Below are 13,092 nucleotides of genomic sequence, written 5' to 3' on the forward strand. Positions count from 1 at the left end.
TTATGCTATTTTTAATATTTTATTGCCAACGCCGCATTGTAGACATTTCTTATGGTTACAATAGAAATTTCTTAATTCAAGCAGCGCCTGTGTTTCGTAAGCTGTTTTTGCCTTTAGTCCCATATTAACAAAATCAGTTATGATGTTGTTTTGTTCTGCCGGGATAGCTTCCAGCAATTGCAAGCTGCGGTCAACGTAACGCTCTAATTGTAAACTATTTCCGTAAGCGAATAAAATTACCACTAAACTATTTAATATCAAAACATCAACCGACGATTTACCTAAATTTTTAGAACCGGGCTTCGCTTCCTTATCAAATTGATAATGATTCTCCCAATACGGGTTCACCTCAATATCAACAAAAAGTTCTCTTAATTTCTTCGCATCAGTAATATCCAGCACTTTCGAAAACAGGTGGTTGGAACGGTTAATAAGCGCCGCAAACTGCGCCAGCCTGATGGTAGGAAAATTTGAAGGCCGCATCCGCAGGAACTTCCATAAATGCCTGTCGATAGGTATTAGCTTATATTTCTTTTGCAAAAATTGATATTCTTTTTGCAGGGATAACGGGTAATCATCAACCAACTCTCCTTCCAAAAATCCGGCCTGACCGAATATCAGCGCCTCAATTTGCAGCGGGTTATTTTTATGCTTTGCCAGGATGAGTTGCGGCAGTGAGCGGGCCAGTAACTCGAAAGGCAAAGCATTGGTTTTAAAGCCAAAATTGGCGGCAAGGTATTGGTAAAAGGTTTCCTCCCAATCGCCACGGTTATTGTCGAGGGTTTTGAGTACGGCTATGGAACGCTTCTGTAGCCGCTCTACCAGCACACGGGTAAGCCAGTTGTGGATCACCATGCCATCCAATGTACCAATCGTCTTCTCGCAGGCGATGACTTGTTGTTCACCAAAAATGAGGTTTTGGTATCGTTGCTGCAACTCGGGAGCTATCCTGTCAAGCAAAACAATGGTGGGGATGCGGCTGCCATCTGTACGGGTAACGGGTTCGTCATCACGGTAAACAACGTGTAGCACAACATTCTCATAAGCCTTATCTGCAGGATGCCCGTGGCGTTGCCAGTCGGACGATACCAGGTGCACCTCGGCATTACCGGCCCAAAGGGTATCTCCTATTTTGATCTTGACATTCTGAAAATCGGGACCGGCATCTGTGTTTTGTAATCCCGGCGATATGATCTCAACGTTTTCACCATCAGTAGTTTGCAGATTATTCCAGTCGAACAACCGGAATTTCCAAACGTATTGGAGGAAGTCTTCGTTGAAAAACATATTAGTTGAGTTGCCTGTTGTGAGTTGCGGGTTATAAGTTAGACAAAGGCAAGATAGTAATTAATCATTTGCACATCTGCACATTTACTCAGTTGCACATTAAATTATCCCTGCCTTCTCCAACTCCAGTTCCATTTCTTGTTGAATGCTCAATGCCTCGGCACGTGCGGCTTCAGCAAAATCTTTTCCGTTTGATGCGAAAATAATGGAGCGCGAGGAGTTGACCAGCAGCCCGCAATCTTTATTCATGCCGTATTCGCATACCTCGGCCAGGCTGCCGCCTTGCGCGCCTATGCCGGGCACTAATAAAAAGTGGTCGGGCGCGTGTTTGCGGATATCAATAAAGCTGGCGCCTTTGGTGGCGCCTACTACGTACATCATTTGGTCGTCGCCGGCCCAGGTGTTGGCTTTTTTTATTACTTCTTCAAACAGGTAATTATCGCCAACAGGCAAAAACTGGAAATCTTTACTGCTTTCGTTTGATGTAAGTGCCAGCAGGATAACCCATTTGCCCTCATATTTAAGGTATGATGTTACGCTGTCTTTACCCATATAAGGCGCAACGGTAATAGCATCGAAGCTCATCCCGGAGGCTGCTTCATCAAAAAAAGATTTGGCGTACATATCGGATGTGTTACCGATATCGCCGCGCTTGGCATCTATAATATTAAGGTGTTCTTTGGGTAAATATTGCCATGTTTTGATGAGGCTTTCCCATCCCTTAATTCCACGGCTTTCATAAAAAGCGGCGTTAGGTTTGTAGCTTACGCAGAGGTCTTTAGTCGCATCTATGATCTGTCTGTTGAACTCAAAAACAGGGTCGGCATGGTCTAATAAATGGGTTGGTATCTTTTCGACGTCCGAATCGAGGCCTACACATAAAAACGACCTTTTCTGTTTAATCTGCTGAATGAGTTGCTGGCGCGATGGCATAATTTTTTAGGTATGATTATTGCACGAAATAATGAAAAATTGAATAATTATTGCCCCCGCGGATTGAATATTTTTAAAAAAATTTGATTATTTAAATAAATTGACTAAAATTGTATCGTTTTCCTGAATTTCTTGCACCAAAGAATCAGTTTAAGTTTCCGGAACATTTATTAATAATAACACATTTTCTAAATATTCTCTCGCTGGTGTTGCAAGTTAATTCCTACCCATAAAAATTTCCTTTTGAAATATTATTCTCAAAAATGTCTAATACAAACGAACTAAACGACAAACTCGTTTCTGAGTTACGCACAATGGCTAAAGCTTTCGGAATTGCCGATGCTGATAGCCTAAGAAAAGCAGACCTGATCACTCAAATTGTTGGCCAACAACAATTAATTGAAGCCGCCCGGTCGCAACAAGAAACAGTTACAAACAACTATACAGAACAAAATACTCCTTCAGCCGAAACTGCGGCCGTAGCAGAAGATGCAGCACAGCCACGTAAAAGGCTGCGCACACTCAAATCCAAATCGAACGAAAGGGTTGAAGTACGTGTAGATGATACCAATCTTTTTCACCAGGAACCCGAAGAAGAAGCACAGCCGCAGGGCGCACAAGGCGAAAGCTCAGTATCTGAAGCGGTTACACCTGATGAAACCAAGCCACAAGCGGCCCAGCCCGAAGTTGCAGAAGCACGCCCTCAAAAATTTGAGCGTAAGTTTAACAACACAGGCAACGGCACTCCTACTCAAAAAAGCCAGGACCCTGCCATTAACCTTGATTTTGACAATGTTATTGTTAACGAAGGTGTTTTAGAAATTATGCCCGATGGTTACGGTTTTTTACGCTCATCGGATTATAACTACCTCACATCACCGGATGATATTTATGTATCGCAATCGCAAATTAAACTGTTTGGTTTAAAAACCGGCGATACCGTTCGCGGAAGCATACGCCCGCCTAAAGAAGGCGAGAAATATTTCCCGCTCGTACGTGTTGAGGCCATAAACGGCCGTATGCCTGCCGAAGTGCGCGACCGTGTTCCATTTGACCACTTAACACCGCTTTTCCCATCGGAAAGATTGAACCTGTTTACCGAATCGGGTAATTACTCTACCCGTATAATGGACCTGTTCTCGCCAATTGGTAAAGGCCAGCGTGGTTTGATCGTAGCACAGCCAAAAACAGGTAAAACCATGTTGTTAAAGGATGTGGCAAACGCCATAGCCCGTAATCACCCCGAAGTATACCTGATTATATTATTGATTGACGAACGCCCTGAAGAGGTAACAGATATGGCCCGGAGCGTACGCGCCGAGGTAGTATCATCAACCTTTGATGAGCCTGCTGAGCGCCACGTAAAGATAGCCAACATTGTGTTAGAAAAAGCGAAACGTATGGTGGAGTGCGGGCATGATGTAGTTATCCTGCTGGATTCTATCACCCGTTTGGCACGTGCTTATAACACCGTTGCCCCTGCATCCGGTAAAATACTATCGGGTGGTGTGGATGCTAACGCGTTGCATAAACCAAAACGTTTCTTCGGCGCGGCCCGTAAAATTGAGGATGGCGGATCGTTAACTATCATCGCTACAGCATTAACCGAAACCGGATCGAAAATGGATGAGGTTATTTTTGAAGAGTTTAAGGGCACCGGTAACATGGAGTTGCAGTTGGATAGAAAATTATCTAACAAACGTATTTTCCCTGCTATTGATCTTACTGCATCGAGCACACGCCGTGATGATCTGTTGCTTGACCGCGATACGTTACAACGTATTTGGATACTACGTAACCACTTAGCGGATATGAACTCGCAGGAATCGATGGAGTTTTTACAGGCGCAAATGCGTGGTACAAAAACCAACGAAGAGTTTTTGATATCGATGAACTCGTAACAGAAAAGTAAAAGAATAAAAAAATACCCGGTAAAACATTTTGCCGGGTATTTTTTTTGGATAAATCACGATATATTCGCAGCCTGAATGTTGAGCATAAAAAAACACATCCCAAATGCCATTACCTGCCTAAACCTGTTTAGTGGGTGCATTGGGGTTGTATTTGCATTTCAGCATAACTTATTGTTCGGAGCATACGCGTTGTTTCTGGCTGCGATATTTGATTTTTTTGATGGCTTTGCCGCACGTTTGTTAAAGGCGTACTCTGCTATAGGCAAAGAATTGGATTCGTTGGCGGATATGGTGAGTTTTGGTTTGCTGCCCGCTGTTATAGTTTACCAGTTGTTTTTACAGGCCCCGCAAATTGATGGGGTGAGCCAGTATCTCAACTACATTGCGTTTTTGATCTCCGTATTTTCGGCATTGCGCCTGGCTAACTTTAATATAGATACCCGGCAGGCCGAAATTTTTATTGGCTTACCCACACCGGCCAATGCCATACTTATCGCTTCGTTCCCACTTATCCTGCAACAGCATAATAGTTTTTACACGGCATATATTTTAAATCCTTTCTTTTTGGCCTGTTTTGTGCTCATTATGTGTTCTTTACTTGTTGCCGAAATACCACTCATGTCGCTTAAGTTTAAGGGCACTGATGTTAAAGAAAATATTTACCGCTATTTATTGATACTGATAGCAGTCATTCTGCTTGTATTTTTTAAATTTGCGGCAGTTCCGATGGTGATATTTGTATATATCGCCATTTCTATATTTCAATTCAAATTTACCAAATAATGAAGTTTCAAGCAGAAATTGATGTAATGCCAAAAAAAGAAATACTTGACCCACAAGGAAAAGCAGTAACCGGCAGCATGAAAAATTTAGGATTATCTGAGATCCAGAATGTGCGCATAGGCAAACACATCACGCTTGAAATTGAAGCAGCAACAGAAAGCGCTGCCAGCCAAAAAGTTGACGAGGCTTGTAAAAGTTTATTGGCTAACTTAATTATGGAAAGCTATACTTTTAAGCTGGTACAGCTTTAAACACCGGCTTGCCTTTCATCGCGAATTAGCTTTAACTTATCAAGCGTAGGCTTTATCATACCTGCAACCTGGTAGTATTTTGATTTTATCTCATCAAAGCTACCATCGGTTTTGGTTAGTATTTCTATTTCAACCATCATGGCCTGCGCGGTTAGCATACCAAAGAAACCAAGGTTAGGCTTTAGTTTATGTGCCGATTTTGCTAAAACTTCACGATCTTGCTCCTGCAATGCGGTGTAAATGGCTGTCATTAGCTCGGGGGTTTGCACCAGGAACATATCTATCGATTCTACCAGAAATTCATCACTTCCATCCGCAATTTCTAATAATAATGAGAGATCAAAGTTTTGATCAGAGGTTTCTAATTGTGCCATAATAATACAGTGCGTAAAATTACTAATTATTTATAATACCAATATATGTGTTTTACAAATACGAAATATTGGCTAATACGATTTTTAATATCAAATAATTATTAACACCTATGCCCTATCATCAACCACGTGGTTCAATTCTTCAAAAGTACGGTTAAAAATAGGGTGAACCAGCTTAGGTGCTATTTCAATTAAAGGCTCCATAGCAAATTTACGTTTATGTAGTTGCGGGTGGGGCACTATCAGGCCCGGTTCGCTTATGATCTCATCACCATACAGCAAAATATCAATATCTATTGTGCGGGAACCCCATTTTTCCTTTCGCTCGCGCCCCATCAACAACTCAATAACTAAAATGGTTTGTAAAATATCCTGCGCGGGCATATCGGTTTTGAGCATCAACACCTGGTTAAGGTAATCAGGTTCGTCGGTTTTTCCCCATGCCGCGGTTTGGTGTATGGATGAGCTTTTTGCTATCGGGGCAATAGCGGCGGCAATCTCATCGGCAGCCTTTTGCAAATAGGTTTCGCGGTTACCCAAATTGCTGCCTAACAGTAAATAAACGTTGTTCATGTTGTAACAATTATAATTCGCAGCGCTCTTAATGTTACCGCTATGAATTAGTAGTTTTGCATAGTTAAGTTTTTAAAATAGTAAATGAAACAATTCTTTAAATTTGTTTTTGCCACAATAGTAGGCATTGTATTAACCACTGTACTTTTCTTAATTGTTTGTATAGGAATTATAGCTGCAGCCAGTGGCGATAAAACAGTTGATGTATCGTCAAACTCAGTATTGCATATCGCTTTTAAGCTGCCTATAGCCGACCGTACACCCGATAACCCTTTAGCCGGACTAAACATTTTAGGTTACGATGATAAAACCATTGGCCTGAATGATATACTCGCTAATATAAAAAAGGCCAAAACAGACGACCATATAAAAGGTATATTTTTAGACGAAAGTTATATACAGGCCGGGCAGGCTACCACCGAAGAAATACGCAACGCGCTTATCGATTTTAAAACATCGGGCAAGTTTGTTGTGGCTTATGCCGAAATATATACCCAAAGCTTTTATTACCTAGCATCCGTTGCCGATAAGATATACATTAACCCCAAGGGAATATTTGACCTGCATGGCTTTAGCTCACAGGTTACTTTTTTAAAGGGAGCTTTGGATAAACTGGGTGTTGATATGCAGATCATCAAAGTAGGCACCTACAAAAGTGCTGTTGAGCCATATTTTTTAACCAAAATGAGCCCCGCCAACCGCGAGCAGGTAACATCCTACCTGGGTTCTATGTATAATTTCTTTTTAACCAATATCAGCAAGAGTCGCAAGATTAACAAAGATTCGTTATTCAACATTGCTGATAATATGCTGGTACGCAGCCCCGAAGACGCGTTGAAATACAAACTTGTTGACGGCATTAAATATAAGGACGAACTGCTTGACGAACTGCGCAGCCGTACCGGAACAGATAAAAAAGCGAATGTAAAATCAATAGATATTGCTAAGTATACCAAAACAGAAGCCAATAAGGATACCACAGGCAACAGCCGTATCGCTATTGTGTATGCTTCGGGCGAGATCAGCGGCGGCGAGGGTGGTGATAATAGCATTGGTTCTGATAAAATATCGGCAACGCTGCGTAAGGTGCGTATGGACGATAAGGTTAAGGCCGTTGTATTACGTGTTAACTCTCCCGGAGGCAGCTCATTAGCCAGCGATGTGATATGGCGCGAGGTAGCACTCACTAAAAAAGTAAAACCCATTATGGTATCTATGGGCGATGTAGCGGCATCGGGTGGTTATTATATCAGCTGCGCGGCCGATTCTATATTCGCACAGCCAAATACCATTACCGGTTCGATAGGTATTTTTGCCGTGCTGCCTAACATGCAAAAACTATTGAATGATAAGCTGGGCATCACCTTTGATGGTGTAAAAACCGGTAAATATGCTGATCTGGGTAATGTATCGCGCCCTTTAACTACCGACGAAAAAGCTATACTGCAAACACAGGTTAACCGTGGTTACGATGAATTTACCAAAGCCGTAGCTGATGGCCGACATAAAACGCAGGCCTATATCAACACTATTGGCCAGGGCCGTGTGTGGACAGGCGAACAAGCCCTGAAAATTGGCCTGGTTGACCGCCTGGGCAGCATAAATGACGCTATAGTATGTGCAGCAAAAAAAGCGAAAGTTAAAAGTTACAACATCGTACCTTACCCGGAGCAGGATAACTCCATATTTAAAAGCCTTACCCGCGGCGCTACAGCGCAAACACGTGTGTACATGCTAAAATCGGAATTGGGCGAAAACTATAAATACTATGAGCAGGTAAAAGCCGCATCGCAATTGAGCGGTATGCAAATGCGTATGGATTATGAGGTTGAGGTGAAGTAAGAATTGTCAATGAAGATCGGTAAGTTCGTCGATTGTTAAATCTTCGAACTTCTTTTCAATAAATCTTATTTTAGGATGAATTGAATTTTCATTGATAAAGTTATTTCTAAAATTCCCGCGCGAATATTTTATTAAATCAATTTTGCTTGGATGAATAATAATCATCTGAACTGCGCTGTCTAAGTTCAACCATAATGATAATTTGGAATTAATTCCTTTGTCCCCAAATCCATAGCCAGATACAATTAATTTCGAAGATTGAGTCAGGGTTTTTCTATATTCATCATATAAAGATTCAAACACACCTCCTAAATAACCTATCATTTTATTAAAACTTCCTATTAATAAATGTCGAGCACCATTATTTGGTCCAATTAATTGATCGTCGTAATCTCTTATCCTTTGAATATATATGCCAGAATTAGAAGGAATTTTGAAAACTTCATTATCCTCATAATCCTTTGTACAGATATGTAAATCATACCAATCTATGCTCCCATGTATCTTACATACTTTTAACATCGAGTTATCAAAATCATTAAAGCCTTTCCAGTTTTGAAATTTATATTTATCTAAAAAAAATCCGTCAAAATATTTCAAATTATTAGCTTCCAAATATTTATCTAAAACTAAATCATGGTTTAACGTAATTATGTTTTTTAAATTAACTTGATCTATTAATTCCGGTATCAAGTTATATTGTTCCAAAGTCTTTATTTTATAGTTCGCCATTTGACCAACTACACACTGTATATATTTGATTGTTTCTCTCACAATTTTGAGCAAGTTTTTATCTTTTATAGACTCATGGTTTTTTAAATAATCTATAAAAGGAAAAATAGCTGGATTTTCATATTCAAAATATATTGAATCTAGAATTTGATTTATCGCATAATAAATATCTTCGTAATTTATTTCGTGCTTCACGTTTACTATGTCAAAAAAACGTGTAATAACTTCGCTTACGATATTTATAAGCAAAATATTTTCACTTACATGGTTTTTAAGATAGGGTTGACCTTGACCGAAATAGTAATTACCATCAGCCGCCCGTCCAATATTTTCACCACTCATTATTTCCGAGGTAATTTCCTTTATTCCAGGTATACCTGAAACGTATGAAACACCCGAACCCACTATAAGTGTTGTTTCCATCTGCATCTTATAATTTTAAGCAAAACTATGCACTCTAAAAATAAATAAAGGTACTTAGGAATAATTGATAAACAGGTATATTTAACTTATGAACTTACAAACGGAAAAACAAGACTGGTTCGACGATCTAAGTGAAGAAAACCAAAAGATCATTTTAGAAGGCTTGGCTCAAGCAGACAATGGCGAAGTTATTTCTCATGAAGTAGCGATAAAGATATTTGGAAAATATGGCTTGGAATAACCATCGTGACGGTTTCATTTTCAAATCCTCACAAATTTTCGCTATATTGTATGGAATGAAACCATATAAATAGCGATGTAAAGCAAGTCCTAAAAACTTATTACTTTATCCCCCCTTTGAAGAAAGAGGCAAGAATCGAGAATCAAGAGGCAAGATACAGGATGGTGTAGAAGTCTTACTTTATCCCCCTTTTTTAATCTCTGTGTAACTCCGTATTTTTATCTCCGTGCACTTTGCGGTAAAAAATTAACCACATAGAACACCGAGAAAGAATACACAGAGATTCACAGAGGCTGAGAGTACCCATAAGTTTTATCCTTGCTCCTTAGGGCATTTTAATTTGCACATCTGCACATTTACACATCTGCACATAGAATAATTTGTATTTTTATGGCTCATCACAAACATGGAAAATAAACCTGTAGCCCGTACCCTTCGCCTGTTGTCGCAATTGATGGAGTTGCACGAGGTGAACCCTTTTAAGATCAAATCGATAGCCAACGCGGCTTTTAAGGTGGATAAACTGCCGTTTAAAATAGCTGGCAAATCGGTTGAAGAACTGGAGAAGATAGACGGCATCGGTAAAAGCATTGCCGCGAAGGTAGCGGAGTTGCTTGCTACAGGCACCATGACCGAGCTGCAGGAACTATTGGACCTTACTCCGCCGGGTATTGTTGAGATGCTGGGCATAAAAGGCATCGGGCCAAAAAAGATCGGCATTATCTGGCACGATCTGGGTATTGAAAACGTAGGCGAATTGTATTATGCCTGTAACGAGAACCGTTTGGTTGAGGCTAAAGGTTTCGGACTAAAAACACAGGAAGAGATACGCAAGGTAATTGAGTTTAAGATGACCAGCAGCGGGAAGTTTTTATACGCGCAGGTTGAGCCCATTGCGGCGCATTTGGAAAAACACCTGGAAAAACTATTCCCGAAAGGTAATATAACCATATGTGGCGAGTTTCGCCGCAGGCTGGATATCATTACCGGGCTATGTTTTGTACTCAACAGCGACCCGGATACTGCCATTGCCGCTTTGCAGGATAACGAGTTATTAAGTAATACAACTGTAGTTGGAAATACCATAACAGGAGATACCGAACATGGCGTTAAGGTAAGTATTGTAGTAGAAGATACCGACTATTACAAGCAGGTATTTATCCAAACCGGTGATGATGAGCATGTGAAGGCTGTATTAGCGATGATAAATGAGCCGTCCTTTAAACCGGAAAGCGAGGAAGCCATTTACGCCAAAGCCAATCTGCAATACATTGAACCTGAATTGCGTGAAGGTGCGGATATTATCGCGAAAGCAGCTAAAAAAGAATTACCCGAATTAATAGCATTTACCGATCTGAAAGGTACATTGCACAACCACAGTACCTGGAGCGATGGCGTAAACAGCATTGAAGAAATGGCACTATTTTGCCGCGATGAGCTTAAACTGGAATACTTAGGCATGTGCGACCATAGCAAAAGTGCCTTTTATGCCAAAGGGCTCAGTATTGAGCAAGTTTTGCAGCAACACGAAGAAATTGACAGTCTGAACAAGAAACTGGATGGCTTTAAAATATTTAAAGGAATCGAATCGGATATATTGAATGATGGTTCGCTGGATTACCCGGACGAGATATTACAGCGGTTTGATTTTATTGTGGCATCAGTACACAGCAACCTGAAAATGACCGAGGATAAAGCTACCGCAAGGTTAATAAAAGCGATAGAAAATCCATACACTACCATATTGGGGCACCCTACAGGCAGACTGCTATTAAGCCGTAACGGATATCCTATTGATCATAAAAAGGTGATAGACGCCTGCGCGGCTAATAACGTGGTGATAGAAATAAATGCCAACCCACTACGTTTGGATATGGACTGGCGCTGGCACCAATATGCTTTAGATAAAGGCTGCTGGTTATCCATTAACCCCGATGCTCACCGTGTTGAGGGCTTTTTGGATATGCATTACGGCACCCTGGTTGCACGCAAAGGCGGTTTGTATAAAGAGCGTTGCCTTAATGCTTTATCTGCAGAGCAAATTAACAGGGCTTTTGAAAGCCGGAAAGCTAAAATAGCGACAGCATAAACATACCCTATTGAAAAAAGGCCTTAAAATACTGGTGATACGCTTTAGCTCGATGGGTGATATTATTTATACCACACCCATTGTGCGGTGTTTAAAGCAACAACTGCCCGGTGCCGAAATTCATTTTTTAACTAAACCTGCTTTTAAATATATTTATGATGATAACCCTTACGTTGATAAGGTACTCCTGTTAAAAGACAAATTATCAGATACCATACAAGAGATAAAGAGCGGCCAATATGATCATATCATCGACCTGCATAATAACCTGCGTACGGCTATTATTAAGTTTAAAACGGGTATCAGGTCGTCAACATTTCCTAAATATACGGTACGCAAATGGCTGTCATTAAAGCTCCGGAAAAACCTGGTTCCACATACTCATATTGTTGAACGGTATATGCAGGCTGTACACTTTTTAGGTGTAATTAATGATGATAAACCGATAGATTACTTCATAAAAAACAATTATCTGTTAAGTGATCTGCTGCCGTTATCGCACCAAAATGGCTATATCGTTTTTGTTATTGGCGCTACTCATTTTACCAAGCGCATGCCCAATAAAAAGATCATCAGCATTTGCCAACAAATTGCTGCACCCGTGGTTTTATTAGGGGGCAACGATGTAAAAAGCAATGCCGACGAAATAAATTTAGCCTTAGGCGATAAAATTTATAATGCCTGTGGTAAAACTACGTTAGATGAATCAGTGTTCATTGTATCAAAGGCGCTAAAGGTTATTGGTTTTGATACCGGGCTGACCCATATTGCCGAGGCATTTAATGTGCCCATCGCATCAATATGGGGAGGTACGGCACCTGAGTTATTGGGTGTGCAGCCTTATAAAGTAAAAGATGCCGAAGTAATAGGTATTGAATTGCCATGCAGGCCCTGCTCAAAGTTTGGCTTAGAAAAATGCCCTTTAGGCCATTTTAAATGCATGAACGAAATACCCGAAAGCGTGGTTGTTAGCTTTGCTAATAATACGTAATATAGTAGATTGATTTATTGTTAATTTTACATGAAAAAGTTTCTGATTTTCCCCATCTTTTTTGTGCTGATATGTAATTATGCTGTTTGCCAGGATTTAAAATATGGCATCCGGGCCGGATTATGTTTTTCATCTCAAAGCATTGAAAACCCCGATATTTTATCAACCACATCCATCAATTCCTTAAAAGTTACCGCTTTTGTTGATAAAGCACTCGGTAATGATTTTTATATTGAACCGGGTATCAGCCTTGTTGGTAAAGGTGTTAAATTATATCAAAACGCACAAACAGATATCATATCGTTAACCTACCTTGATGTTCCGTTGAACCTGATCTATAAATTTAATGTTAAACGTTTTGGGAAACTGTTTGTAGGCGGAGGGCCATACGTAGGTGTAGGGTTGAGTGGTAATGATGAAACGCAGAGCACCAACACCACATCAGGCCAGAGCGTAACATTTAGCGGTAGCGAAGATTATAAAAAAATTGAATTGGGCGGCAATATTAACGGTGGTGCTGAGCTAAATAACCACCTCACGTTTTATCTCAATTACGAGTTTGGTTTAAACAATATTGCCGGCGACCAGATCAAAACAGCAGGAACGCTGAGCGCAAAGAACAGGGTGTTTTCGGTAGGATTGGGGTTTCTTTTTTAACAG

Annotated in this window: 13 protein-coding genes; 8 read left to right on the plus strand and 5 right to left on the minus strand. The window is 40.5% G+C overall.

All coding sequences use genetic code 11. The annotated features are described in order from the left end of the window. Both KXQ82_RS13380 and pyrF read right to left on the minus strand, forming a co-directional pair. Complete coding sequence (locus tag KXQ82_RS13380; protein ID WP_219488899.1) at nucleotides 1-1,287, minus strand: DUF2851 family protein; 1,287 nt, start codon at nucleotides 1,285-1,287, stop codon at nucleotides 1-3. A 99-nt stretch (nucleotides 1,288-1,386) separates the two neighbouring features. Beyond that, the gene (gene pyrF / locus KXQ82_RS13385) at nucleotides 1,387-2,220 is read right to left on the minus strand and encodes an orotidine-5'-phosphate decarboxylase (protein ID WP_219488900.1); all 834 of its coding nucleotides are present in this window, start codon (nucleotides 2,218-2,220) and stop codon (nucleotides 1,387-1,389) included. A 263-nt stretch (nucleotides 2,221-2,483) separates the two neighbouring features. Between pyrF and rho the strand changes: the two genes are divergently transcribed. From rho to purS, 3 genes are all read left to right on the plus strand, one after another. Beyond that, the gene (rho, locus tag KXQ82_RS13390; RefSeq protein WP_219488901.1) at nucleotides 2,484-4,121 is read left to right on the plus strand and encodes a transcription termination factor Rho; all 1,638 of its coding nucleotides are present in this window, start codon (nucleotides 2,484-2,486) and stop codon (nucleotides 4,119-4,121) included. Nucleotides 4,122-4,208: 87 nt separating this feature from the next. Beyond that, the gene (gene pssA / locus KXQ82_RS13395; RefSeq protein ID WP_219488902.1) at nucleotides 4,209-4,916 is read left to right on the plus strand and encodes a CDP-diacylglycerol--serine O-phosphatidyltransferase; all 708 of its coding nucleotides are present in this window, start codon (nucleotides 4,209-4,211) and stop codon (nucleotides 4,914-4,916) included. Beyond that, nucleotides 4,916-5,167 carry a phosphoribosylformylglycinamidine synthase subunit PurS gene (gene purS / locus KXQ82_RS13400; RefSeq protein ID WP_219488903.1) on the plus strand — a complete coding sequence of 84 codons (252 nt, stop codon included), beginning with the start codon at nucleotides 4,916-4,918 and terminating at the stop codon, nucleotides 5,165-5,167. Before pssA ends, purS begins: the two co-directional genes overlap by 1 nt. Here purS and KXQ82_RS13405 read toward each other — a convergent pair. Both KXQ82_RS13405 and folK read right to left on the minus strand, forming a co-directional pair. Further along, nucleotides 5,164-5,541, minus strand: coding sequence for an Hpt domain-containing protein (locus KXQ82_RS13405; RefSeq protein WP_219488904.1), 378 nt, complete (start codon nucleotides 5,539-5,541; stop codon nucleotides 5,164-5,166). The genes purS and KXQ82_RS13405 overlap by 4 nt on opposite strands. 108 nt (nucleotides 5,542-5,649) lie before the next feature. Beyond that, complete coding sequence (gene folK / locus KXQ82_RS13410; RefSeq protein ID WP_219488905.1) at nucleotides 5,650-6,114, minus strand: 2-amino-4-hydroxy-6-hydroxymethyldihydropteridine diphosphokinase; 465 nt, start codon at nucleotides 6,112-6,114, stop codon at nucleotides 5,650-5,652. Between the two features lie 84 nt (nucleotides 6,115-6,198). Between folK and sppA the strand changes: the two genes are divergently transcribed. Further along, complete coding sequence (sppA, locus tag KXQ82_RS13415; protein ID WP_219488906.1) at nucleotides 6,199-7,956, plus strand: signal peptide peptidase SppA; 1,758 nt, start codon at nucleotides 6,199-6,201, stop codon at nucleotides 7,954-7,956. Between the two features lie 6 nt (nucleotides 7,957-7,962). On the opposite strand, the gene KXQ82_RS13420 is transcribed toward sppA, so the two are convergent. Then, entirely contained in the window at nucleotides 7,963-9,111 is a 1,149-nt protein-coding gene (locus KXQ82_RS13420; RefSeq protein WP_219488907.1) for an SIR2 family protein, read from the minus strand. An 88-nt stretch (nucleotides 9,112-9,199) separates the two neighbouring features. On the opposite strand from KXQ82_RS13420, the gene KXQ82_RS13425 reads away from it, so the two are divergent. The 4 genes from KXQ82_RS13425 to KXQ82_RS13440 all read left to right on the plus strand — a co-directional run bounded on the left by KXQ82_RS13425 (nucleotide 9,200) and on the right by KXQ82_RS13440 (nucleotide 13,089). Further along, nucleotides 9,200-9,352 (plus strand): hypothetical protein, encoded by a 153-nt coding sequence (locus KXQ82_RS13425; RefSeq protein ID WP_219488908.1) that lies wholly within the window; start codon nucleotides 9,200-9,202, stop codon nucleotides 9,350-9,352. Between the two features lie 406 nt (nucleotides 9,353-9,758). Then, on the plus strand, nucleotides 9,759-11,441 hold the full coding sequence (locus KXQ82_RS13430; protein ID WP_219488909.1) for a DNA polymerase/3'-5' exonuclease PolX: 1,683 nt from the start codon (nucleotides 9,759-9,761) through the stop codon (nucleotides 11,439-11,441). A gap of 10 nt (nucleotides 11,442-11,451) precedes the next feature. After that, nucleotides 11,452-12,432 carry a glycosyltransferase family 9 protein gene (locus tag KXQ82_RS13435; protein ID WP_219488910.1) on the plus strand — a complete coding sequence of 327 codons (981 nt, stop codon included), beginning with the start codon at nucleotides 11,452-11,454 and terminating at the stop codon, nucleotides 12,430-12,432. 30 nt (nucleotides 12,433-12,462) lie between these two features. After that, nucleotides 12,463-13,089: a porin family protein gene (locus KXQ82_RS13440; protein ID WP_219488911.1), complete on the plus strand. Its 627-nt coding sequence runs from the start codon at nucleotides 12,463-12,465 to the stop codon at nucleotides 13,087-13,089. The last annotated feature ends 3 nt before the right edge of the window (nucleotides 13,090-13,092 follow it).

Source organism: Mucilaginibacter rivuli (assembly GCF_019391655.1).
Taxonomy (GTDB): domain Bacteria; phylum Bacteroidota; class Bacteroidia; order Sphingobacteriales; family Sphingobacteriaceae; genus Mucilaginibacter; species Mucilaginibacter rivuli.